21 protein-coding genes are annotated in these 24,677 nt (G+C 60.6%); 3 read left to right on the forward strand and 18 right to left on the reverse strand.

Features of this window, described 5'->3' with window-relative positions:
* Positions 1-32 precede the first annotated feature (32 nt).
* Entirely contained in the window at positions 33-1,157 is a 1,125-nt protein-coding gene (mutY, locus tag BMZ40_RS20035) for an A/G-specific adenine glycosylase (RefSeq protein ID WP_177193048.1), read from the forward strand.
* On the forward strand, positions 1,154-2,005 hold the full coding sequence (locus BMZ40_RS06435; RefSeq protein ID WP_092373279.1) for an alpha/beta fold hydrolase: 852 nt from the start codon (positions 1,154-1,156) through the stop codon (positions 2,003-2,005). The genes mutY and BMZ40_RS06435 overlap by 4 nt, the downstream gene beginning before the upstream one ends.
* 34 nt (positions 2,006-2,039) lie before the next feature.
* On the opposite strand, the gene BMZ40_RS06440 is transcribed toward BMZ40_RS06435, so the two are convergent.
* The 6 genes from BMZ40_RS06440 to BMZ40_RS06465 all read right to left on the reverse strand — a co-directional run bounded on the left by BMZ40_RS06440 (position 2,040) and on the right by BMZ40_RS06465 (position 9,591).
* Entirely contained in the window at positions 2,040-2,900 is an 861-nt protein-coding gene (locus BMZ40_RS06440; protein ID WP_092373280.1) for an ABC transporter permease, read from the reverse strand.
* Complete coding sequence (locus tag BMZ40_RS06445) at positions 2,897-3,733, reverse strand: ABC transporter permease (RefSeq protein WP_092191093.1); 837 nt, start codon at positions 3,731-3,733, stop codon at positions 2,897-2,899. Before BMZ40_RS06445 ends, BMZ40_RS06440 begins: the two co-directional genes overlap by 4 nt.
* Complete coding sequence (locus BMZ40_RS06450) at positions 3,730-4,815, reverse strand: ABC transporter ATP-binding protein (protein WP_092373281.1); 1,086 nt, start codon at positions 4,813-4,815, stop codon at positions 3,730-3,732. The genes BMZ40_RS06445 and BMZ40_RS06450 overlap by 4 nt, the downstream gene beginning before the upstream one ends.
* Positions 4,816-4,883: 68 nt before the next feature.
* A complete protein-coding gene (locus BMZ40_RS06455) occupies positions 4,884-5,939 on the reverse strand; it encodes an extracellular solute-binding protein (RefSeq protein ID WP_092373282.1) in 1,056 nt (351 codons plus the stop codon).
* Between the two features lie 201 nt (positions 5,940-6,140).
* Positions 6,141-8,375 (reverse strand): hybrid sensor histidine kinase/response regulator, encoded by a 2,235-nt coding sequence (locus BMZ40_RS06460; RefSeq protein WP_092373283.1) that lies wholly within the window; start codon positions 8,373-8,375, stop codon positions 6,141-6,143.
* 178 nt (positions 8,376-8,553) lie between these two features.
* Positions 8,554-9,591 (reverse strand): acyltransferase family protein, encoded by a 1,038-nt coding sequence (locus BMZ40_RS06465; protein WP_092373284.1) that lies wholly within the window; start codon positions 9,589-9,591, stop codon positions 8,554-8,556.
* A gap of 213 nt (positions 9,592-9,804) precedes the next feature.
* Between BMZ40_RS06465 and BMZ40_RS06470 the strand changes: the two genes are divergently transcribed.
* Positions 9,805-10,710 (forward strand): VgrG-related protein, encoded by a 906-nt coding sequence (locus tag BMZ40_RS06470; protein WP_092373285.1) that lies wholly within the window; start codon positions 9,805-9,807, stop codon positions 10,708-10,710.
* Position 10,711: 1 nt separating this feature from the next.
* Here BMZ40_RS06470 and BMZ40_RS06475 read toward each other — a convergent pair whose 3' ends face one another.
* The 12 genes from BMZ40_RS06475 to BMZ40_RS06530 all read right to left on the reverse strand — a co-directional run bounded on the left by BMZ40_RS06475 (position 10,712) and on the right by BMZ40_RS06530 (position 24,614).
* Entirely contained in the window at positions 10,712-11,215 is a 504-nt protein-coding gene (locus BMZ40_RS06475; RefSeq protein ID WP_092373286.1) for a GNAT family N-acetyltransferase, read from the reverse strand.
* The gene (locus tag BMZ40_RS06480) at positions 11,208-12,230 is read right to left on the reverse strand and encodes a D-alanine--D-alanine ligase family protein (protein WP_092373287.1); all 1,023 of its coding nucleotides are present in this window, start codon (positions 12,228-12,230) and stop codon (positions 11,208-11,210) included. The genes BMZ40_RS06475 and BMZ40_RS06480 overlap by 8 nt, the downstream gene beginning before the upstream one ends.
* A complete protein-coding gene (locus tag BMZ40_RS06485; RefSeq protein ID WP_092373288.1) occupies positions 12,227-13,225 on the reverse strand; it encodes a D-alanine--D-alanine ligase family protein in 999 nt (332 codons plus the stop codon). Before BMZ40_RS06485 ends, BMZ40_RS06480 begins: the two co-directional genes overlap by 4 nt.
* Positions 13,210-14,445 (reverse strand): KamA family radical SAM protein, encoded by a 1,236-nt coding sequence (locus BMZ40_RS06490; RefSeq protein ID WP_092373289.1) that lies wholly within the window; start codon positions 14,443-14,445, stop codon positions 13,210-13,212. Before BMZ40_RS06490 ends, BMZ40_RS06485 begins: the two co-directional genes overlap by 16 nt.
* A gap of 319 nt (positions 14,446-14,764) precedes the next feature.
* Positions 14,765-15,739 carry a hypothetical protein gene (locus tag BMZ40_RS06495; RefSeq protein WP_092373290.1) on the reverse strand — a complete coding sequence of 325 codons (975 nt, stop codon included), beginning with the start codon at positions 15,737-15,739 and terminating at the stop codon, positions 14,765-14,767.
* A 1-nt stretch (position 15,740) separates the two neighbouring features.
* On the reverse strand, positions 15,741-16,745 hold the full coding sequence (gene pyrC, locus BMZ40_RS06500) for a dihydroorotase (protein ID WP_143075562.1): 1,005 nt from the start codon (positions 16,743-16,745) through the stop codon (positions 15,741-15,743).
* A 4-nt stretch (positions 16,746-16,749) separates the two neighbouring features.
* Entirely contained in the window at positions 16,750-17,184 is a 435-nt protein-coding gene (locus tag BMZ40_RS06505) for a YqaA family protein (protein ID WP_092373292.1), read from the reverse strand.
* A gap of 1 nt (position 17,185) precedes the next feature.
* Complete coding sequence (locus BMZ40_RS06510; protein WP_092373388.1) at positions 17,186-18,205, reverse strand: tRNA dihydrouridine synthase; 1,020 nt, start codon at positions 18,203-18,205, stop codon at positions 17,186-17,188.
* 124 nt (positions 18,206-18,329) lie between these two features.
* Complete coding sequence (locus BMZ40_RS06515; RefSeq protein ID WP_092373293.1) at positions 18,330-18,755, reverse strand: DUF4079 family protein; 426 nt, start codon at positions 18,753-18,755, stop codon at positions 18,330-18,332.
* Positions 18,756-18,876: 121 nt separating this feature from the next.
* The gene (locus BMZ40_RS06520) at positions 18,877-22,002 is read right to left on the reverse strand and encodes an efflux RND transporter permease subunit (RefSeq protein WP_092373294.1); all 3,126 of its coding nucleotides are present in this window, start codon (positions 22,000-22,002) and stop codon (positions 18,877-18,879) included.
* Complete coding sequence (locus BMZ40_RS06525) at positions 21,999-22,952, reverse strand: efflux RND transporter periplasmic adaptor subunit (protein WP_245751046.1); 954 nt, start codon at positions 22,950-22,952, stop codon at positions 21,999-22,001. Before BMZ40_RS06525 ends, BMZ40_RS06520 begins: the two co-directional genes overlap by 4 nt.
* 252 nt (positions 22,953-23,204) lie before the next feature.
* Positions 23,205-24,614 carry a mannose-1-phosphate guanylyltransferase/mannose-6-phosphate isomerase gene (locus tag BMZ40_RS06530; RefSeq protein WP_092373296.1) on the reverse strand — a complete coding sequence of 470 codons (1,410 nt, stop codon included), beginning with the start codon at positions 24,612-24,614 and terminating at the stop codon, positions 23,205-23,207.
* Between the last annotated feature and the right edge of the window lie 63 nt (positions 24,615-24,677).

Below are 24,677 nucleotides of genomic sequence, written 5' to 3' on the forward strand. Positions count from 1 at the left end.
TCCCGTCAACCCCGAACCACGGAAACCCGTCAATGCCTTCAATGCCACCAAACGGCACAGCTTCCGAAACGCTCATCGCAGACGCCCTGCTGGACTGGTTTTCCCGCCACAAGCGCGACCTGCCCTGGCGCATGACCTACAGCCCCTATCACGTCTGGATCTCGGAGATCATGCTCCAGCAGACCCAGATGGAGCGCGGCGTGGAATATTTCAAACGCTGGATCGCGCGCTTCCCGGACGTGGACAGCCTGGCCCAGGCTCCGCAAGACGAGGTCCTGAAACTCTGGGAAGGCCTTGGATACTATTCACGCGCCCGCAATCTGCACAAGGCGGCGCGGATGGTCGTGGAGCTTCACGGCGGGACCCTGCCGCCCTCGATGGAAGCGCTGCTGGCCCTGCCCGGAATCGGCCCCTACACTGCCCGGGCCATCGCCAGCATCGCCTTCAGGCAGGATGTCTGCGTCGTGGACGCCAACGTCGAACGGCTCGTTAGCCGTCTGTACAACATCGGGCAACCCGTAAAATCCCGTCAGGCCCAAAAAGAGATCGGCGAATACGGGCAGCGCCTCCTGCCAAGTGGGCATGCGCGGGAATTCAACCAGGCGCTGATGGAATTCGGCAGCCTTGTCTGCACGCCAAGAAATCCATCCTGTCCGCAGTGCGCACTGGCGCACTGGTGCCGGGCCCGGGAAGCCGGAGTGCAGGAGGAACGGCCTGTCGTCGCCAAAGCCCCCTCCCCCGTCTACCTGACCATGGCCACGGGAATACTGATCCATGACGGCCACATCCTGACGCAAAAAAGGCTGGCCGAAGATGTCTGGGGCAACCTCTGGGAGTTCCCGGGCGGAGTCGTGGAAGAGGGCGAGACACCGCAGGAGGCCGTGATCCGCGAATACATGGAAGAGACGCGGCTGATCGTGAACCATCCCGAGCCCATCGCCTCCTTCAAACATTCTTTCACGCGCTTTCGCGTGACCCTGCACGCCTTTGTCGTGACCCTGCTCTCAAGCCCGGAGGAGCTGGACCTCCAGGCCGCCCAGGAACATCGCTGGGCCAGCTGGTCCGAAATCATGAAGCTGGCCTTTCCGGCCGGTCATCGCAAACTCGTCCGCCACCTCGACAACGATCCGAAATTCCGGGCAAAGGTACACACATGATCACATTTCTGCTGACCGTCTTTCTCGCGACGACCCTCCTTCTCGCCCTCCTGACCTACACGCTGTACTGCTACGAGGAGAGCAATCAGGCGGGCAAACCGCTGGGTCCCTTCCTGGCCCTGGCCGGAAAAACCGCCCTGCGCAGCATCGCGAGCGAAATGGCGATCCTGCTGCTGCACCCATTGGGCCTGTGGCCACGCCTCTGGAAAGAGCCGACCGGCGGGCGGGATCTGGTGGTGCTCGTGCATGGGCTCTTTCACAACCAGAGCGCCTGGATTCTCTTTCGACGCTGGATGCAGGCCCAAGGTTTCGCCACGGTCTGTTTTTCCTATGCGAGCTGGAACTCAGGGTGGGACGAAACCGTAGCCGGTCTGCGCAAGGATCTCGAATCCCTGCTGGCCGCGCACCCGGACCGGGAAGTGCATCTGGTCGGGCACAGCATGGGCGGGCTGCTCCTGTGGTCGGCGCTGGCTGGGCTTCATGACTCAAGCCGCATCAAGAGCCTCGTGACCATGGGCACGCCCTTTGCCGGAAGCAAGCTCTCGCCCTTTGCGCTGTCCTCGCTGGGCAGATATCTCGGCTACCAAGGCGAAACCGTGCGCGCGGTCACGCGGTTGCCGCTGCCTTCCCACGTGCGCCGTCTGGCCCTGCATTCCCCGGCGGACAACATGGTGCTGCCCAACGCGGCCCTGCGCTGCAAGGCTCCGGGATGGGAAGAAATGACGACACGGCCGGTAAGCCATGTGGCCATGCTTCACTCTCGCGAGGTGTTCCGGGAAGTTCGCCGCTGGATCAGCACCGAGAACGCAAGCGAAGGATCACGAACCGCCGCTCAGGACCTTGCCTGAGCCTCTGCCCGCGCGGGGCGGGCAGGGCCGGTTCTCACTTGAGGCCTTCCTTGCGGTCAAGGTACAGATTGGTCAGGGCCAGCACGGACGTGCCGAGGATGAGCAAAAGCGAGATGGCATTTATCACCGGCGTTGAGCCGTCGCGGACCTGCAGATACAGATTGATGGGCAGAGTGGGCTGCGAGCCGACCAGAAAGAGGGTGGTATTGAAATTCTCGAAGCTCATCAGGAAGGCCACGGCCCCGGAGCCGATAATCGACGAGCGCAGATAGCGCAGGGTGATGTGCCAGATGACCTGAAAACGGGTTGCGCCGAGGTTCAACGCCGCCTCTTCCAGGGAATGGTCGAACTTGCGCAGCTTGGCCGAAACCACCAGCGTCACGAAGGTGGTGATGAAGGAAAACTGCCCCACCACGACCAGCCAGAAGCTGGGCCTGAAAAGATCGAAATCCAGGTTCCAGTGATCCTCGAAATAGATTCCCGCCGTCGTCGCCCCCAGCAGAATGGAGATGCCAAGGATCACGCCCGGGATGACCAGGGGTGCGAGCATCAGAAAATACAAAAAATTCTTGCCCCTGAAGTTCTCCTGCTCGAACAGAAACGCGGCGCAAACTCCCACCACCACGCACGAAGCCGAGACCCACAGCGCGGTCTGGAAGCTGACCCAAATGGAGCGCAGGTTGTCTGCGTCCTCGAAGATGCCGACCCGTTTCGGTCCGGCCGAAAAGAACCAGTCCAGGGTGAAGCCGCGCCAGGGCAGGGACGGAAAATCGGAATTGTTGAAGGCCAGCACGCAGGTCACCAGGAGCGGCGCGAACAGGAAAAAGAAATAGAGCAGGATGAAGACCACAAAGGCGCGGTCGTAGGCCCGGGATCTGGGCAGCGAGCGAATCATGAGGCCACCTCGCCCAGGCGCTGGCCCGAGAGCCTGAGGCCCACCCAGATGATGCCCGAACTCAACACCAGCAGCAGAAAGCCAAAGGCCGCGCCCTGGTTCCAGTTGAAGCTGGCGATGAACTGGTTGTAGATCTGTTCCGTGAACCACAGCGAGTTCTTGCCGCCCATGAGGTTGGGGGTCAGGTAGTTGCCGAGCACCAGCATGAAGACCACGATGGACCCGGACGTGATGCCCGGCTTGCAGTGCGGAATGATGATCGTACGCCAGATGCAGGACTTGCTCGCACCCAGGTCATAGGCGGCCTCGACCAGGCTGTCGTCCAGGCTCTCCATGACCGAGACCAGCGGCACCACCATGAAGAGCATGGACGTGTACACAAGGCCCATGATCATGGTCGCGTCATTGTAGAGCATCTCGATGGGCCGCGAGACAAGGCCAAGCTGCAGCAGAAAATAGTTGATTACCCCCGATTCGCGCAGCAGGATCATCCAGCCGTAAACCCGCACCAGTTCGCTGACCCAGAACGGCAGCAGCAGAAGGACCATCAGAAAACCGCGCACCCCTGGCCGGGAAAGCTTGGTGATGTAGAAGGCCACGGGCAGGGACACGATCAGGGTCAAAAAGGTGGTGATGACGGAATAGGCCGCCGTGCGCACGAAGGTCAGCCAGTAGATGGGCTCCAGAAAGAAATTGCCGTAATTTTCGAGACTCCAGCTCTTGCCGACCCTGAAGCTCAGGATGAGCAGATCCAGATGCGGCAGCACGATGAGCAGAACAAGCCACATCAGCACCGGAGCCAGAAAGATCCAGAACAGGCCGGAGCGCTTCATGGCGTCTCCTCCCGCGCGAACGCGATGCCGGACTCGGGATGCCAGCCCAGGGTGATGTCCTCGCCGGGACGGATGTGGTCGAAGGCGCGGTTCTGGGGCAGAGCCACGAGCAGTTCGTGACCGCTCGCGGTGGCGGTCAACAGGCGGCTGTTGGCCCCGTCGAAGAGGATGGCCTTGACCGTGACGCCGAAGGTGTTGAGCCCGGCCGGATCGGGCGGCTCGATGACCATGGCCTCGGGACGCAGAAAAAGAGTGGCCGGGCCCTTGCGCGCATCGGCCTTCTTGCGGGCGCGAAAAACCAGGTTCTCATCCGTGCGGATGATCACCGTGTGGTCGTCCATGTCCTCCACCCTTCCGGCCCAGCGGTTGTTGTCGCCCACGAATCCCGCCACGAAAGGTGTGTGCGGATCGCCGTAGAGCTCCTGCGGGGAGCCGACCTGCTCAAAGCGTCCCTTGTTCATGACCGCCACGGTGTCGGACATGACCAGGGCTTCGGACTGGTCGTGGGTAATGTAGACAAAGGTCGTACCGATCTTGGCCTGGAGCTTCTTCAGCTCGACTTTCATCTGTTCCCTGAGCTTCAGGTCAAGGGCGCCCAGCGGCTCGTCCAGCAACAGGACCTTGGGGTCGAGCACCAGGCATCGGGCGATGGCCACGCGCTGCTTCTGACCGCCGGAGAGCTGCTGGATGCGCTTGGCGCCGAATCCGGGCAGGTCCACCCGTTCCAGGATTTCCTCCGTGCGGCGGCGGATCTCGGCGGCAGGCATGTTGCGGCGCTTCAGGCCAAAGGCGATGTTCTCGGCCACGTCCATCATCGGAAAAAGGGCCAGATGCTGAAAGACCAGATTGACGGGCCGGTTGTTGGGCGTCACCCCGCGCATGTCCTGTCCGCTTATCTCGATGCTGCCGCTTGTGGCTTCCTCGAATCCGGCGATCATGCGCAGAAGCGTGGTCTTGCCGCACCCGGAAGGACCGAGGATGGAGAAAAAGGAGCCCTTGGGCACGGAAAAGGAGACATCTTCAACAGCCGAAAATGTCCCGAACTTCTTGACCAGACCGGTAATGACCAAATCGAATTGCATGCGCCTTCCGTTGTGGAAAAAAAGAAAAAAATGAGGTCCGAAGCCGGGAGGCTTCGGACCTTTCGTGCTTAGTTGGAGGCCTTGACCTTGTCCAGCACCTTGCCTTCCATGGCTTCAAGGTTGGCGGGAACGGGCGGATACCATTTGATGTTGTCGATGGTCGCCTGCGGGAAGGAACGATCGAAATTGGCCTGGAAAGCCGGATCGACAAAAGGCCCCGCACCTTTGGATGCTGTAGGAGCCTTCTCTGCAGATGTAAAATAACCACTATTCTCCGGTCGAAGCATAAAATTAATCCACTTATATGCTGCATCCAAATTTTTTGCTTTAGCTGGAATAGTGAATGTATCAATCCAACCTAAAGCGCCTTCACTTGGAGCAACAAAATCGATATTCTTGTCCTCTTCGTACAGTTTCCAAGCGCCATTATCCCAAGCTTCCGCAACAGTAATCTCTCCTGTACGAACTGATTCCAGTAATTGATCTCCATTTGACCAATAATTCTTTACCAAAGTCTTGGTCTTTATTAACTCAGATTCAATTTTTGAAAGCATTTCAGCGTATGCTTTTTCATCAGTATAAAGTTCAAACGGATTGTACCCAAGGGCAAAGCCCATTGCGATAATGAGAGGACGTTTTAAACGATAGCTAATCCGCCCCTTGTACTGCGGATCGATGAGAGCCTTCCAGGAGGTCGCGCCCTTGGCCTTTGCGGTGTTGACCACCAGACCGGAGGTGCCCCAGCAGAAGGGAACCGCGTGCGACTGGCCTCCGACCAGAGTGTTCTTCTTCACGGCTTCGAGCATGGAGGGAATGAACAGGTCGGCCTCGATTCTGGAGTAATCGATGGGCTGGTAGATGCCGAACTCTTCCTGCACCGAGGAGATACGGTCCTGACTGGGCTGGGCCAGGTCAAAGCCGGCACCGCGCGTGGCCCGCAGCTTGGCGATCATTTCCTCGTTGTTGGAGTAGGTCACCTCGACCTTGACTCCCGTCTCGGCCTCGAACTTGTCCACCAGCTCCTTGGGGGCGTACCCTTTCCAGGTCAGCAGCTGGAGGGTATCGGCCATGGCCAGAGATGAACCGACCATTAGAAAAACGATCATCAAAACAATCCGTTTCATGCGTAATTCTCCTTATAAGTGTGTAGGAAAAGCCAAATAAACATGTATCAATCTCAATCAATTTCGACAAGTGCATGACACCGTGAAGACAAGACAACGGCAAAAAAATTTCCAGGGTATTCCACGTCCGCCCTGCACAAAAAAAACTGAACGCACACTCCGGTCCGAGCAGAAAATCTTCCGCATCGCCCCCGTTAAAAATCACCTTTTGGCGAGAATCGAGATGATGGTTTCTTTGAGGTGCGCCATGTCCACAGGCTTGGCGATGTAGGCGTCCATTCCGGCTTGCAGGAAGCGCTCCCGGTCTCCGGCCATGGCATAGGCGGTCATGGCCACTATGGGGACGTCCCGGCCAAGCTCTTCCCGAATGATCCGCGTGGCCTCCATCCCGTCCATGACCGGCATCTGCACATCCATGAAAACCAGATCGACGTGCTCGCGATCCAGTATTTCGATGGCTTCACGGCCATTGGTGGCGCTTATGACCTCGCAGCCGAACTTTGCCAGTATCCGCTCCATGGCCATGCGGTTCACCCCGTCGTCCTCGACCAGCAGAAAACGCCGCCCGCCAAGGTCTGCCGCCATGTCCTCGCGTTGCGTCCGCGCAGGTTCGCTCGACCCAACGGCGAAAGGAAGGGTCACGCCGACCGAGGTGCCTTCGCCCTGCACGCTTTCGATCTGTATCTGCCCTTGCATGAGATCTACCAGACGGCGCACGATGGCCAGTCCAAGACCCGCGCCCTGATGCGTACGCACGCAGGAGCCATCGACCTGAATGAACGGCTCGAAAATATCCTTGAGGCGCTCGCTTGGAATGCCCACTCCGCTGTCCTGGACCGTGCAGCGGATTTGGCAGGGGGATTCCCCCACCGCCGAGACAAGGACAAAACTCACATCGATCCGACCCTTCGGTGTGAACTTGACGGCGTTGCCCACCAGATTGAAAAGAATCTGCCGCAGTCTGACCTCGTCGCCGAACAGGTGGGCAGGGATGCGCGGATCCGTCCGCACCTCCAGCCGCACCCCCTTTTCGCGGGCCGGAGTGCCGAAGATGTCGATGATGCTCTGCCGCACATCGGCCAGGGCGAAACTTTCCTCCTGAATGACCATCTTGTTGGATTCGATGCGGGAAAGGTCGAGAATGTCGGAAAGCAGACGGGAGAGCCTATTTGTGGAACGAATGGCCGCTTCGAGATATTCCTGCTGCTCGACATCGGGAGCCGTGGTCTCAAGCAACTGCAACATGCTCAGGACTCCATTGAGGGGCGTTCGTATTTCATGGCTCATGTTGGCCAGAAATTCGGATTTGCTGCGGGAAGCGTCCTCGGCCGCCTCCTTGGCCCTGTTCAGATCGTCCTGCGCTATCCGTCGCTCCAGCGCCATGCGGTCGAGGGCTCCGGCCACAAGACCCAGTTCTCCGGCGTCATGGTCCACCCCGGTGGGTCTGGTGTAGTCGCCGGTCCGGAAACGCTCGGCGGCCATGACCAGCGCGTTGATTCTGGGCATGAAAAAGGCCCTCTCCGCGACCCAGGCCATGACCAGGGCCAGCAGGGCCGCGCAGGCAGACAAAAGAAGGCCCGTCGCCATTGCTTTGTGGGCGTCGGCGCCTATGGAAGCCTCGGGCACTCCGACAAAGATGGTCATGTACGGTTCCGCCCCAGGAGCGTGTCTGATCTTGTAAAACGCGTTCATGCGACTGAGTCCGTCGGAACCCTTGCTGACAAAAACCCCGCTGCCCCCGCCCTGCTTTGATTTCGCCGAGGCTACAGGGCTGACGAATTCGCCCAGGGGAAAAGATTCATCGACGACGGACCTGAAGATGCGTCTGCCCTCATGGTCGGCAATGCCAATATAGGAATCGTCAGGCAGATGCTGCTCGACAAAAAATGAATGAAGCCGCGTCAGATCGAGAGCCACGGTGAGAACCCCTTTAACCTGCCCCAGTCCATCCAGGAGGGGATAGGCAAACGCAAAGGACGGAATCGAGGTTCCCCTGGAAACGATATATTCTCCCGGGGAAAAATCCCTGGTGCGCATGGCGTCCCTGAAATGCTTGCGGTCCGCAAGACTGCCGAAGGACATGGGCACGGCCGATGCCAGCACCTCCCCTCGTGGGTCAGTCAGGGCGATGTTGGTATAAAGGGGGTTGTGGAGCAGAATTCTCTTGAAGATCGCCATGCAGCCAGCGACATCCTGGTTTTGAACCCGATCCATGACCGACAGGGTCGAAAGAGTCTGCCGGGTCACCTCGGAGGTCCTGTGCTGCACACCGGCCATGGCCGTGACTATCCGGATCAACTCTTCCTCGGCGTGGCGAAACGCGTCGTCGCGGCTCTGGAGTCCATTGAACAAAATGATCCCCAGCGCCGGAAGCACTGACAGAAGCACCAGGCCGAAAAGCATGGCCCGCAGGGATTGAAAAAAAGCCAGCCGCATGAGCGTACTCCCAAGCCCCGAAAGACGGATGCATTCCGGGGCTTATTGAGCCATCCATAGCGCGCTGGCGAAGAAAAGGGAAGGAATCGGTTGAAGCGGGAAGGCTTCATCCGCGCGATCGTGACGGCGCCGGAACACGGATTCCGGCGTCATCGCGAGGAGGACAAACGGCTGAACGCTACCAGCCGATGAGCATGCGGCTCTTGTTGGGAAATTTCTTTTTGACCCGCTTGGCCACTGCGTAGGAAGCCCAGATGACAAGCGGCGACAGGATGGGCAAAAGATGCAGCCCGTAATATGGCCTGTAATATGACTGAACCGTTGAAATGAGATAAATGATCCAGCCATGCAGAAAATAAATGGCAAAACTTGAGGCCGCAAGTGTTTTTAGTAACGTGCTATCAATATGTTCATATTTATGCAAAAAGACCATGAAATAGACACACAATATCTGCTTCTGTACAAAAGCTATATCGATCCAATTGAATTCAAAAGGTTTTTTCTGCAAATTTCCACACGCATCAAAAAAAACAGCCTGCACCACGGCCAAAAAAATTGCACATCCTAACAGGTTGAAATCCTTTCCTTTAAATTTTTCATATATGAAATCTCTTTCCATCGAACATAAAATACCGAACATGTAAACAGGAGAAAAATATACAACAGACTGAACTATGGACCAATTATTTACAGGTCTATGCATAAAAATTGATATCAAAGAAAGAATTGATATTATATATATTTTTTTACGCAGATCTATTCTTATAAACCAAATGAACAAAGGGGATATTATAAACATGGCCATGATGAAAGGAATATACCAATAAACCATGACACCTCCATACCAGTAGTACAGAAGCGTTGGGCGGACAATCTGATCGTAGAAAGTAGGTTCAGGACCAAAATAAAAATCCGGAAATGGCGCTTTTATGACCAAAGCCCAGATAATGGGCAGAACGGACAAAATGAGATATGGTACGTACACATTCTTGAATTTCTTTTCCAAAAATTTGCGATAAACAAATTTTGGATAGAAAACATGATGAAAAAGAAATCCTGAAATGAAAACGAAAAGGGATGTCCCACCCGAAATCATATTGGCCACCACCCGCTCCCCAAAACTGTCGATCACCCATCCGGCGATGCCGTAGCAATGGCCAATTACAATCAGAACAATCGCAACCGCTCGAAAATACTCAAAAGATCTCAGATGCATGCTTATTATCCAAAGAAAGAAGTTGACGACAGGCGAACCGCCGCGATCAGGACCAAGTCAACCACATCCGGCAAACCAGAAAAAAATTCCCGGCATCCCGCCCGAAAAAACGCTCCGCCCGCGCCATGCCGGACCTGCCCGGGTCTGGCCCAAAATCTGCTAAGATTGCCCTGAAGCACCGATAGCGACACGATTTTGACATGGAGACGTTACATGAGCCTTCTTGATCCCATCCAACTGATGACCCTCATGGGGACCAAGCCCGAACGCAGGAGCCACAAGACTGCGCTGGAGGACGGATTTCAAAGCCACATGCGTCAGGCCCTGGGAACCAAAGACATAAACGAATTGAGCGCGAACCTTGGCGGCTCCTCCATGGAAAACTCCCTCATGCGGGATGCCCTGCACGGACTGGCCGCCATCATGAAGCAGCAGTCCTCCTCGGACGCTGGGACAGGCTCGGCGCGCAGTTCCCGTGGACAGAGCCCGATAGGCTCCCTGTCCGCGACCTTCGAGTCCGGAACATCGGGCGTGAACGCCATCGGCCATGACAGAAACGGCGGCACATCCTACGGAACCTACCAGATCGCGTCCAAGCCCGGCACCATGAAAGACTTCATCACATTCCTGCGTGACAAGGAGCCCGGCTGGGCCTCGAAACTCAAGGCCGCCGGACCTGCGGACACGGGCTCGACCGGTGGACGCATGCCGGAAGTCTGGCGTGAAATCGCGGCCGAAGACCCGGATAAATTCGGCGCGCTGCAACGGGATTTCATCGAGGCCACCCATTACGCCCCCGCTCGTGACAAGATTTTGGCACGAACCGGCGTGGACATGGACACCATGCCAGCCGCAGCCCGCGAAGCGCTTTGGAGCACGGCGGTTCAGCATGGAGCCGGCGGAGCGGCCAGGATCTTCGGACGGGCCATCAAAGCCATCGGCACGGAACAGCCTGAGCACCAGTTCGCGCAAAAACTCATCGACAAGGTCTACGACAACCGTAAATCACAATTCGGCTCCTCCACGGCCAGCGTGCAGGCCAGCGTGAAAAACCGCATGAACGTGGAAAAGGAAATGGTCCTGGCCATGCTAAGTGGCGACAAACAGTCCGTGGCCTAGCTCATTCCTGCCTCAAGGGCCCGATATTTTTTGTAAAATAGAGGATGTCCTCACCCGGGGCATAGTAATCGCGAATGCGGGCCTCCAGGCTGAAACCGCAGGACAGATAGAACCTTTGCGTCGGCGCGTACTGTTCCCGTGACGACGTCTCGGCGATGAGCTTGCCTCCCTTGCCCCTGCGCAACCGCGCCTCCACTTCCGCCAGCAGTTTCCTGCCCAGCCCCTGACCGCGCATCTCTTCATGCACCGCGATCCAGTACAGATCATGGGTGCTCTCGGTGCACGGCGTGGGGCCATAACACGCATAGCCCAGGGGGCCACGCCCAGGGATCTCGGCGAACACGAAAAAATATCCGCTCTCCTCTCCTTTGGCCAGACGCTCGGCCACCAGCTCCTCGGCCACATCCACCTCGGAAGCCGAGAAAAATGTCGTGGAGGTCACTATTTCGCGCACGGCGTGCTGGTCTTCGGCGCGTACCTGATCACGAAAGAAAATCTCATGCACGGCAGGTCTTCTCCCCCCGGCCCGCCCTCTCCAGGGCATCGAGGACGATGTCCCGGACCAGCGCGGCATGGTCCAGCCCGGCCTGCCTGGCCGCGGCCACAAAGCCCGCGTCCGGGGAAATGCACGGATTCGGATTGACGTCGATGATGCGTACCAGGCCGCCGTCGCCAACACGAAAGTCGATGCGTGCGTACCCGGCCAGACTGAAAAGTTCCCAGCAGGAAACGCCGATCCGCGTCATCTCACGGACCAGGGACTCATCCCCGGCAAGATCGAAGCTGCGCGACGAAGCGGCGTAATCCGCACTGTCCTGCTCCCATTTGGCCGCATAGTGCAGGATGGCCGGACCCGGCGTCGCCGCATCGAAGACCATCTCCGCCAGGGGCAGCGCGCGGACCTTCCCGCCCTGCTCCGCCAGCAGGGCCAGGTTGAACTCCCGGCCGCTAACATAGCCTTCGGCCACGCAATCTCCGCCCATGCGCGGAGCCAGTTCCTTCATGACCGTCAGCAGCTCTTCGCGCGCACGCACCTCGACGACGCAGTCCGGGCCAAGGCCGAGGGAAGCATCCTCGAAACGCGCCTTGACGATGTATCTGCCCGGCCCGGGGAAAACGCCCCGCTGCAATTCCCCGAGCGTCGCACCGCAAGGCACGGGCAGCCCGGCCGCATGCATGAGCCGCCGGGCCAGGGCCTTGTCGCCTGCCAGGCTCATGCTGCCCTCGTCCGCCCCGGTATAGACAAGCCCGGCCTTGCGAAACAGGGCCGGCGCCAGGCATGCGAGGCTGGACACCCCATGACAGGACTCGACCAGATTGAAGACCACATCGGGCCTGCGGTGCGCCAGAGCGGCCTCAAGCGCCGAGGGATCGGAACCCAGGACATGCTCCGAGGTCCGCCAGCCGCAACGGGCCAGGCTCTCGCGCACGCTTCGGGCCTGCAGCACCGTGTCGAGGGCGTCGGGGGAAGCGGCGTCAGGAACGCTCTCGCGCACCACGGCCACATGCAAAGGGCTCACGTGCGTTTCCTTTGAGCCCTGTTTTCGGCTCTGCGCATGGCGGAATCCATGATGCCCCTGATGAGTTCGGCATACTCCAGCCCGATCTTGCCGCAGAGAATGGGCAGGTCGGAACTCTCCGGATTGAGGCCCGCCAACGGATTGACCTCGATGAACCGAGCCTCGCCCCGCTCGTCCAGACGCACGTCGACACGCCCGGCGTCCAGGCATCCAAGGGCCTGCCATGCCGCGCGGGCCACCTCGGCGGCCTGCCGAGCCGGGCCGTCGGTGGCCAGTTCGTAGAGCGCCCGCTCGCGCCATTCCTGCTTGTTGGCGTAGGTGTAGGCGCACGCGTCGCCCCGGGCGGTGGCGAGCACCTCCATGACCCCGAGCACCCTGCACTCCCGGCCGCTGCCCAAAATGCCCACGGTGAATTCCCGGCCCGGAAGAAACGTCTCGACCAGGGCGGGCTGACGATACGTGCGCAGGACATGGTCGCAGATCTCGCGCAATGCCTGCCGGTCCCTGACCAGGGACTTGTCGCTCACCCCCTTGCTGGACCCTTCGGCTACGGGTTTGACAAAGAGCGGAAAGGGCAGATCGATTTTTTCCACCTCGTCCATGCTGTTCACGATCCTGAAATCGGCCGTGGGCACGTCGTGCGCCCGCAGCACCGCGTTGGTCCAGCCCTTGTGCAGGGACAGGGCCAGCACTTCGGGCCCGGAGAAGGTGTAGGGAATGTCCCACGCATCCAGCAGGGCCGGAACCTGGGCCTCGCGGGCCAATCCGAGCATGCCCTCGGCGAAATTGAAGACCATGTCCCAGCGCCGCCCGCCCGCCAGGGCGCGCACCAGCGGGCCGGCCCCGCCGATCAGCTCCACGTCGTGCCCCTGGGACAAGAGCGCACCTCTGACGGCCTCGACGGTGACGGGACTGTCCAGTTCCGCCACCTCGTCCCTGTCGTATCCGGCCGCCAGGTAGTCCTGCTGCAGATCGTAGGTCATGCCAACGAGCATGATCCCTCCTGCGGGCAAAGCTGATCGGGGTAATGGAAAACACGGTTTTCATAGTTGCGCAGCACGATGCCCTGCTCGTCCCGGCCCTGAAAATAGTCCGGTTGCAGCGGCACCTTGCCACCGCCGCCGGGAGCATCGATGACATAGGTCGGGATGCAGTAGCCCGAAGTGTGCCCGCGCAGATTCCGGATGATGGTCAGCCCCGTCTCCACCGGAGTCCGGAAATGGCTCGATCCGGGAATCGGGTCGCACTGGTACAGGTAGTAGGGCCGGACGCGATTGCGGATCAGCCCGTGCATGAGCCGCTTCATGGTCGGCGCGTCGTCGTTGACGCCGGATAGCAGCACTGTCTGGCTCCCGAGGGGGATGCCGCCGTCGGCCAGCCGGTTGCAGGCCTGGGCTGTGTCCGGCGTCATCTCGTCGGGATGCGTGAAGTGCAGGCTGATGAACAGCGGATGATAGCGGCGCAGCATGCGCACCAGCTTGGACGTGATGCGCTGGGGAAGCACGGCCGGAACCTTGGAGCCGATGCGGATGATCTCCACATGTGGAATGGCGCGCAGTTGGGACAGCAGCCACTCGATCTTCATGTCCGGCAGGGTCAGCGGATCGCCCCCGGAGAGCAGCACGTCGCGCACCTCGTCATGTTCACGAATATAGTCGAGGGCGGCCTGCCAGCTGCGCATGTCCGAGCGGTGCCCGACCTTGCCCACCAGCCGGGAGCGCGTGCAATAGCGGCAATAGGTCGAGCAGAACTCCGTGACCAGAAACAGCACCCTGTCCGGATAGCGATGGACAATGCCGGGAACCGGGCTGTGCCCTTCCTCGCCGAGCGGGTCCGGAGTCTCGAAAGGCAGACTCAGCGTTTCACGCACATCAGGCAGGATGCAGCGTCGCACGGACTCGCTGCGGGAGGCGACCCACAGGTAATAGGGCGTGGCGGCCGCGGGCAGTTGCCGCCTGGTCTTTTCGAAGACCGGGGCGGGCACGCCAAGAATCCGCGCCATGGCCTCCACGGAGGTGACACGGTTCTTCAGCTGCCAGCGCCAGCTGTCCCAGTCTTTCTGCACGGCACCGGGAAAATGCGTGCTCATGAATTTCTTGCGATGCGCCCAGAGGCCAAGCTCCAGGTCTTCGGGAAGGGAAGATAATGAGGGGGGTTCGGCCAGCTCCTGGTCGATTTCGGAAGGCTCTGCCGCGACTAATTCGACAACGTCCATGGTTTCCTCTGCGCACGTAAAATTATTCAAAAAATGAAAACGCGCCAATCATCGACAATATATTGAAATAAAAACATAAAATCAGCGAAAATCATCCATGCGCATCCTCTTTAAACAGCGAAAAAAGACGCATGTTCCCTGATGCGACGGCTCATATGCCTTTCCCATTTTCTTGTCATCAGACTTATGCCCATGACGGCGCAAAATTTTTGAAATTTTCAAAAATATTTCCAAGAGGCCCGCAGGGACTTGGAGGAGGGAAAAAATCCAGTGGTTCAGAAGGGTTCAGTACGAACGAGGCAGGGGTGATCAAAAGGCCCTATTCGGGCTTCGAGGACACGATGCGCTTGTAGGTTTCGAGCAGTTCCACAAAGGCGTCATGATCCCCGCCCTTGTCCGGGTGCATGGACATGGCCTTCTTGCGAAAGATGCGCGCAAACTCGCGCCTGGTCATGCTCCTGATCTCGGCCATGTCCATGCCGAAGAGTTCGCGCACCCGTTCCGGGGCGACGGTTCTCGGGCGGGGACGGGGACGGCGAAAATCGTTCATGAAATCGTGAAAGATACGCTCGAAGCCTGCCGACGCGGCGAAATCGAAATCAAAATGCAGACACGCATAACGCCGCAGATACGTCCGAGCGCCGGTGCCAAGGCCGAAAGCAAAGTCCGCATCGTCCCACAGGGCGCAGAATTCATGCATGAAGGCCTCGTCAAGACCGGTCGGGTCCAGGGCTTCGGGCATGGTCCGGGCCGCCGGGGAGGTGAAATGGCGTTGCAGATTGAACACCGCATGCACGTAGCCGCGCACCTCCTCCATGGGCAGGGAGCGTTCCAGGCGCAGGAACAGCTGCTCGATTTCGTCCCGGCTCTTGCCCATGAGACTCAAAAACAGCTTGGGGCTGACTTCGTCGATGCGGTTCAGGTTGATCTCGCCCGAACGCATGAAGGCCATGCGTCTGCGATCAAAGGGGTGCAGGGCGCGGATGGCGTCTTCCTGGGTGCGGGTCAGCACCGTTCGCGTCCATGTCCTGGAACGACCGGCCCGGTCCCTGAAGTCCTGCGGGGCAAATGGGGCAAACGCCTCGTCGAGTTCATCCATGTCCAGATCCATGTGGGCCAGCGCCTCAAGAAGCTCCTCGGCATAGGAGATCCCGAAACGGTCGAATCGAACCATGCGGCCAGGGTCCTCCCCCAAGGATGCAAGGGTCTCAAAACCGAAGCCGCCGTCCAACGGCACGGAACGCCGCAGCTCGAAGCGCAATGGCCTGCCCTCTCCCAGCACCGCCACGTACATGTCAGTCCACCACCCGCCAGGTCAGGGTCTGACCCGCAAGATAGGGCACGACGGAACCGAAGCGCTCCGGCACGGTCCAGGCGCGGCGTTCAAGGCGCACCTCCCTGGCCATGGGGGTCAGGCCGTAGGTGGCGCAGGCGCGATCCGAGACAAAGGCCTGCAACAAATCCAGGGCATCCAACTCCTCGAAGAGACCGGCCAGGGCAGGCAGGGCCACGGGCGCGGAAAAGATTCCGGCCGCGCAGCCGGGCGCTTCCTTGGCCGTGATCGGATGCGGGGCCGTGTCGCTGCCGAAGAACGCACGGGGATGATGCAGCGCCGCCTGCCGCAGGGCATCGCGATCCTCGGGGCGCTTGGCCACGGGCTTGCAGAAAAGATGGGGCCGCATGAGCCCGCCGAGCACGTCATCAAGGGTGATGAGCAGATGGTGCAGGGTGACCGTGGCAAAAAGGTTGTCGAAACGGTCCAGAAGCTCCACCCCGGCGCAGGTGGTGACGTGTTCGAGAACAATGCGCAGCCGGGGAAACGAGCGCGCCCACTCCGCCACCACGGGCAGAAAAACCGCCTCGCGGTCCATGACGAATCCGCATCCCTCCCCGTGGATCAAAAGGGGGATGTCCAGCTCCTCCATGATGGCCAGGGTTTCGTGGGCCTGCCTCATGTCGGCCAGACCGGCCTCGGAGTTGGTCGTCATTCCGGCGGGATAGAGCTTGAGGCCGATGATGTGCGGCCTTGCGGCCAGCAGCTCGGCCCTGGAGTAGGACTTGAAAAAAAGAGTCATCAGCGGGGAGAAGGATTCTCCCGCCACGCGAAGTATTTCCTCCCGGTAAGCCAGCACCTGCGGAAGGCTGGTCACCGGCGGAGTCAGGTTGGGCATGACCACGGCAGCGGCGAAGTCCCGGGCCGTGTGCGGCGCCACCAGGGCCAGCATGTCGCCCTGACGCAGGTGGACATGCATGTCCAGGGGGGAATGCAAGATCAGCATGAAACCTCCAGGAAATACCATTATGTCAGGAAAGAAGATAGGCAAGAGCGGCGTAGCGGGCAAGCTTGCCGAGCAGCACCGGCGGAACGAAGCGCTTAAGGGACAGCCCGAAGAGGCCGGCCACGGCGCAAAGCGGGTCTCCGAGTATGGGCGTCCAGGCCAAAAGCAGGCTCCACGAGCCATACCGGGCAAAAATGCGCACCGCCCGCTCCCGCTGCGCGGCGGAGAGACGCAGCATCCGGGTCAGAAAAGGCTCGCTCCCCCAGCGCCCGATACCCCAGGTGGCCATGGCCCCCAGGGTGTTGCCGGCGGTGGCCGCCGCCACGCAGGCATATGGATCCATCCCGGCCAGAATCAGGGCGCCAAGGGCGGCCTCGGAGACCACGGGCAGAAACGTTGCGGCCAGGAAGGACAGGATGAAAAGCCCGGTCAGTCCGTATTCAAGGAGCAACTCTTCCATGTCAGGACGTGAACAGAAATGCGTTGGGGGTGGACGCAACACTGGGCCTCTTGCCCAAAACCCGCATGGCGTTCTCCGTCATGTCCTCGCGGGTGAGCCCCCGCGCCAGCTCCGGCCAGAGGCTGTGGCCGAAAACGAAATTGGCGGCCAGATAGGGCAGGTATTTCTTGTACATCTTGATGGCCCGGGTAGGCTCGAAATGTCTCCAGATGGCGTCGATGAGCTTCAGCGCCGTGTTCAGGAAGATGTCCTCATCGGGCTCGAAGCCATGCACCAGCTGGGCGAAAATCCAGGGCCGGGCGATGGCCATGCGGCCGATGGACACTCCCGCGCAGCCGGTCTCGGCGACCATCCGGACGCAATCCCCGCCTGAAAAAGCGTTGCCGTTGCCGAGCACGGGAATCGAAACGGCGTCGGCCACGGCCCGGATGTGCGCCCATTTGGGCGGCCGGGACCTGCGATCCGGGGCAATGCGCGGGTGAAAGGTCAAAAGATCCGCGCCCGCGTCCTCGAAACGCCTGGCCAGGTCCACGGCCAAATCCGGAGAGTTTTCCCAGCCGCTGCGGAACTTGACCATGACCGGACAACGCACGGCCTGCCGCACGGCCCGCACGATGGCCACGGCGCGTACCGGATCCTTGAGCAGCGCCGCCCCGTATCCCTTCTTGCAGATGGCGGCCACGGAGCAGCCCATGTTGATGTCCACGCCCATGAGCCCTTCGGCCTCGATGCGCCTGGCCGCCCCGGCCATGACTTCGGGCTCGCCCCCGAAAATCTGGCAGACAAGACGGCTGGCCTCCTCGTCGCGCCAGCGGAACACGGGGGAATGATGACGGCTCTCCTGCGGCACGGCGCGGGCGTTGCACATCTCCGTGACCATGAAACCATACCCGCCGAATCCGCCGAGCACTTCCCGAAAGGCCACATGCCCAAGACCAGCCATGGGCGCAAGGACAAGGCGCGAAGGCAGGGTCACGGAGCCGACGCTCAAGGGATCCGAAAAAAAAGCGGGGTGCTGCATGGGCGCGTTCTCCACAAAACCGGAAAAATCGGGAACAGGAGCCGAAACGGCCAGGAACGAAAAAGCTGAAAAAGCGCCCTCCACCGGGGAAGAGCGCTTCGGAAGATGAACCCGGCAAGAAAAATCAGGAAAGCATGAAAACCCGAATGACGCCGATTCCGGTGATTATCTGCACCAAGGCCAGTATCACTGCCACCGTATTGAAAACGGCGTGCACCAGAGGCAGATAGCGGCGTTTCATCCTGTTGCGATCCATGATCACGCCCGTGATATACCCACCCGCGATGCAGGGCATCATCAACTGGCCGATCCAGTAATGGTTGCCGGTGATGGTGTTCTGGCCCCAATACTGGCCGACGGCATAGAGGCCAAGGACCAGTCCGCTCATCCACAGAATGTGCGCGTACTTGCCGAGCCGGACATGTTCGGCCCACATGAACTTGCCTTTCTTCCCCAGGTGGTTGGCCTGAAAGCGTGGCCATCCGAGGGACAAGACGTACAGGGCCAGGCCGGTGGCCGCGAGTTGAAGCAGAGGATGAATCCAGAGCATTGTGCACTCCTTGAAAGGCAAAGTGTGGGCGAAAGCATCCGCCGCATGGTGGCGGACAGGTGAGTGCATAGATGAGGGGGCCATGATTGACAAGGCCTCCCTCGCGCGCCAGGCAGGCGACCTAGCCGATTGCCCCGGCCCTTACAGCCCTGCGCCGGGCCATCCAGCCCCTGGCTCCGTCCTGCAATGAACACAGCACCGGCACCACGACCAGGGTCAGCAGGGTGGCCACAAGAAGTCCGAAAATGACCGCCACGGCCATGGGCCCCCACCACTGCGCCGACTCCGACTCCGTGATCAGCTCCAGCCTGAAGAAGTCAAAGCTCACCCCGAGGGCCATGGGCAAAAGGCCAAGGATGGTGGTCACGGCCGTGAGCAGCACCGGGCGGAAGCGGGTCAGTCCGGCCGTCATCAGCGCCTCGCGCGTTTCCATGCCCGTGGTTTTGAGCTGCTCGAAGTAGTCGATGAGCACGATGGCGTTGTTGACGACCACCCCGGCCAGGGAGATGACGCCCACGCCAGTCATGATGATCCCGAAAGCCGTACCGGTGAGCAAAAGCCCCGCGAAGACCCCGATGAAGGACAGCACCACAGAGGTCAGCACGATGAGCGGTGTGACCATGGAATTGAACTGGGCCACCAGCACCATGAAGATGAGAAAAATGGCGACCACGAAGGCCTCGCTCAAGAATTCCTGGGCCTTGCGCTGCTCTTCCTGCTCTCCGGCGAAACTGTAGGTGTACCCGCGCGGCCAGGCCAGGGTCCCGAGCTTGCCATCCAGTTCGCGGATGATGTCGTTGGCGAGCCTGCCGCTGACGTCGGAGGAGACCGTGACCACCCTTTTCTGGTCCTTGTGGTTGATGGACCCGAGGCCGCTGGCCAGTTCCACCCGGGCCAGGGTGGTCAGGGGCACCGGTTCGCCGTCCGGACCCGAGACCGTGATACGCTTCAGGGATTCCACCGACTCCCTGTCCTTGCGCGGCAGCTTGGCGACGATGTCGTATTCGTCCTTGCCCTCGCGGTACACACCGACCTTGGCCCCGTTTATGGCCGCCTTCACGGTGTAGGCCACGGTGTAGGTGTCGAGGCCCAGGAGCGCAGTCTTCTCCTTGTCCACCCGGATCTGGATCTCCGGCTTGCCGGTGACCAGGTTGTCCTTCATATCGACGATGCCGGGGATCTCGCGCATGAGCTCGCGAACCTGCTCCACGATCCCGGCCAGCACCTGCATGTCGTCACCGTAGATCTCAAGGCTGACCGGATCGCCGGTGGGCGGCCCTTCGTCTTCCTTCTCCACGCGCAGTTCCACCCCGGTGATCTGTGCCGCAAGCCTGTCTCGAACCTCCGAGACAATCTCCGAGGAATGCCTCGTGCGCTCGCCGAGGGGCTTGAAATCGAGGGTCACGGAGCCGAGGTGCGTGCCGCTTCCGCCCCCGCCGAAATCCCCGCCCGTGGCCGCGCCAGTGCTGCCGATGACGTAGCGCACGTCCTCGTATTCGGAACAGACGTCCTCGATGAGCCTGATGTAACGGTCCGTGGCGTCAAGGCCAGTGCCCACGGGCAGCTTGACGTTGGCGTAGGCCCGCTTGGGCTCGGTTTCCGGAAAAAACTCCACGCCCTTGCCGAATTTGCCGAACGCCAGGGCCGAGCCGAAAAACATGACCACGCAGACCCCCAGAACCAGCGCCCTGTGGTTCAGGGCCCATCCCAGAAGCCACATGTAGGCCCTCTTGGACCTGGACCGGGCAACGTTTCCGTCACCGGCGAAGCGCGGGGGCGCGGCGGTCTGATAGCGCGCGGACAGGACCGGATTGATGACCAGGGCCACGAAAAGGGAGCCCATGAGCGCCAGAATGACCGTCTTGGGCAGAAAGGACATAAATCCGCCCATGATTCCGGGCCAGAATATCATGGGAAAAAACGCGCCGATGGTGGTCAGGGTCGAGGTGATGACCGGCCAGGCCACTTCGCTGGTCCCGTCGAGGGCCGCCTGGAAGCGGTCCTTGCCCTCCTGCATGTGGCGATAGATGTTCTCCACGATGACGATGCCGTTGTCGACTAGCATGCCAAGGGCCAGGATGAGGGAAAAAAGCACGACCATGTTCAGGGTGATGTCCAAAAGGCGCAGGAGCGCGAAGGTGATGAGCATGGACACCGGAATGGCCACGGAGACGAACACGGCGGAGCGCCCGCCGATGAAGATGAGCACGACAAAAAGAACGAGGATGAGCCCTGTTAGGATGTTGTTCTCCAGATCGGCGACCATGTTGCGGATGTCCTCGGCCATGTCCGCGGTCAGACTGATGTTCAGGGAGGGCGGGAGCAGCTCGCGCATTTCCACGACGGCGGCCGCGATCTGGTCGTTGATGTCGATGATGTTCTCGCCGCTGCGCTTGATGACCTGCAGGGTCACCGCGTTCTCCCCGTTCAGGCGGCTCAGCGTCATAGGGTCCTTGTAATGATCGCGGATGGCGGCCACGTCGCGCAGATAGACGGGCTTGCCGTCACGCACGAAGGCCACGATGGAATCGATCTCCGCCGGATTCTGGAAATCCTCGGGCACGCGCACCTGATAGCGCATGTCGCCGATATCCATGGATCCGCCGGGCATGTTCACGTTGCCCCGCTCCACGGACTGCAGCATGGCGGTGAAGGGCACCCTGTAGGCGCCGACGCGGTCGAGGTCGAACTCGACGTGGATTTCACGTTCGAGGCCGCCGATGATCCGGGCGTCGAGCACTCCGGGAATGGACTCGAACCTGTCCTCCAGGTCCTCGGCAAAGACCTTGAGTCGCTTCAAACTGAAAGGGCCGGACAGGACCACCTGAATGATGGGCATGTCGGAAAAGTTCATTTCGCTGACGACCGGATCGTCCTCAAGATCCGAGGGCAGATCGCCGGAAGCCTGATCGACCTTGTCGCGCACCTTCTGCAGCGCGTCGTCGATGTCCTCGCTGGGCAGAAACTTGATGGCGATGGTGGACTCGCCGTCGTTGGACTGCGAGGTCAGTTCCTCCACGCCCTCCAGGCCCTTGAGTTTACGCTCCAGTGGGATGGTGACCAGCTTCTCCATGTCCTCCGGAGCCACGCCCTCGTAGGTGGTGGTCACGAAGATGTAGGGGATCTGGATGTCGGGGGCGGCCTCGCGCGGGAGTTTCACGTAGCTGTAGAGCCCGGCCACGATGATCAGAACCAGGGTGACCAGGACCAGGGGTTGCCGGTGCTGTGCGGTTTGGTTGACAATCATCGCACGTTCACTCTTGTCCCGTCCTCCACCTCGGTGTGCCCGGCCACGATGAGCCGGTCGCCGGCCTTGAGGCCACCGAGCACCTGCACGCGGTCGCCCTCGATGACGCCCAGCTCGACGGTGCGCGCCTGGGCCACTCCGTCCAGCTCCACGAAAACGACCCGCTCGCCGCCCTTGTCCTGCACGGTGAAGAGAGGCACGGTCACGGCGTTTTCGATCAGGCGGCGCAAAAACGCCGCCCGCGCGATCATGCCGGGCCGAATTCTGCCGTCGGCATTGTCCACCACCACCCGGACCTGAAAGGTGCGGGTCGCGGGGTCCGCCTTCCAGGCCACGAAATCGATCTCTCCCATCCACTGCCGCTCGGGGTAGGTGTCCACGAGCACCGTGACCTTTTGCCCCTCGGCCAGGAAACGCACGTCGCCCTCGGGCACGTTGCAGTTGATGCGTATGGTGGCCACGTTGACGATATCGGCCACGGGCCCGCCCTCGGCCACGAATTCGCCGGGGTCGACATGGACCTTGTTGACCACGCCGTCCAGGGTGGACGACACCGTGCCGTGGCCGTACTCGACCTCGGCCTCGCGCAGTCGCGTCACGGCCGAGGTCAGCTCGTTCTGGGCCTGCTCCAGTTCTTCCCGGGCCAGAACGCCCTGCGCGTGAAGCTCGCTTCTGCGCCGCAGCTGATCTTCGGCCAGCCGCACGTTCGCCCTTGCCCGGTCGCGGGCGGCGCCCAGGGCGGACAGGTCAATGCGGGCGATGTGATCTCCGGCGCCAACGACACTCCCTTCGGTCACCCCGACCCACTCCACCACGCCGCCGCGCTGGGCGGCCAGACGCACATCATGCAGAGCCTCGGTTTCCCCGGGCAGGACCAGCATGTCGCGCATGGTGACGGTATTTATCTCCTCGGTCACGACATTGACCACGTGCACAGGCCTTGCAGGCACCGCGGTCTCGGAAAAAGGAGAATCCGCAAACCCATCGGAATACCCGGCAAAAAAAACTCCCAGACAAAGGAGAAAACGCAAAAACATATTTTTACCCCAAGCCATGTTAATGGAAGCTATCCTCTAAACCGTCCACGATTCTCAAGGTAAGGGACAAAAAGGCCCGAGAGCAAGACGCAAGGCCAAAACGCAAGTCGAAAGCCTTCTTGCATTTTGGCCGCAACATCGCAGCAATCGGACCTTTTCAGTCCCTTACCGGCCGTAGACATCCTCGAAGCGCACAATATCGTCTTCGCCAAGATAGCTCCCCACCTGCACCTCGATCAGTTCAAGCGGGATCTTGCCGGGGTTGGCCATGCGGTGCACCGCGCCCAGAGGCAGGTATACGGACTCGTTCTCGCGCAGCAGGATTTCCTCGCCGTCCCGGGTCACCAGCGCCGTTCCCTGGACCACCACCCAGTGCTCGGCGCGATGAAAATGCTTCTGCAGGGACAACACGTGCCCCGGCGCGACCACAATGCGCTTGACCTGGTAGCGCACGCCATCGCCGATGGACTCGTAATGCCCCCAGGGCCTGAAGACCTTCTTGTGGGAGACAGCCTCGATGCGGTTTTCGGCCTTGAGCTTGTCCACGATCTTCTTGACTTCCTGCACCCGATCGCGCGGCGAAATGAGGACCGCGTCCGAGGTCTCGACCACGATGTGGTTCTCAAGGCCCACCGCGGCCAGAAGGCGCGTCTCGGCGTGCAGATAGGAATCGTGGACATCGCAGAGCACCACATCCCCCTTGCTCACGTTGCCGCTCTCGTCCTTGCTTCCGGCCTGCCACAGCGCATCCCAGGAACCCAGATCGTTCCACCCGCAGGACAGGGGGACCATTACCCCGCGGTCCGTCTGCTCCATGACCGCGTAATCCACGGAATCCTCGGGGCAGGCGGCAAAGGCGTCCCGGTCCAGCCGCAGAAAGTCGAGGTCCTGTCCGGCAAGTTCAAGAGCCTTGCGGCAGGACTCCACGATGGCCGGTGCGAAGCGGTCCAGCTCGGACAGCACGGCCTTTGCGCGGAATACGAACATGCCGGAATTCCAGAAATATTGCCCGGAGGCGACATAGCTCTCCGCCGTCGGCTGATCGGGCTTTTCGACGAAACGCTCGATGGCGCGGGCAGCGGAGTCCGGAAGCGCCGGTCCCTGAAGGATGTAGCCGTACCCGGTCTCCGGGGCCGAAGGAACGATGCCGAAGGTGACCAGATGGTCCGCTTCGGCATGCACGGCGGCCTGACGCACGGCCTCGTGAAACCGCTCCGGTTCGCCGATGAGGTGATCCGCCGGAAGCACGAGGAGCACGGCCTCAGGGTCGGTCTCCAGGGCCTTCATGGCCGCGATGGCCACGGCCGGGGCAGTGTTCCTGCCGACGGGCTCAAGGATGATCGCCGCCGGTGACACGCCAAGGGCCCGCATCTGCTCGGCGATGATGAAGCGGTGCTCTTCGTTGCAGATGATGATGGGCCGTGCGACCTCGTCCAGTCCCTGCAGGCGCAGCAGCGTGTTCTGGACCAGGGTCCGGTCGTCGATGAGCGGCAACAGCTGCTTGGGATACAGTTTACGCGACAGGGGCCAAAGCCTGGTGCCGGAGCCACCGGCAAGAATGACTGGAATGATCATGTTCTGCTCCAAAAAAATGAAATGGGGAGATGCGCGCCAAAACTCGGCTTATGTACCTTGGAT

This window comes from Desulfomicrobium apsheronum, from assembly GCF_900114115.1.
GTDB lineage: Bacteria > Desulfobacterota > Desulfovibrionia > Desulfovibrionales > Desulfomicrobiaceae > Desulfomicrobium > Desulfomicrobium apsheronum.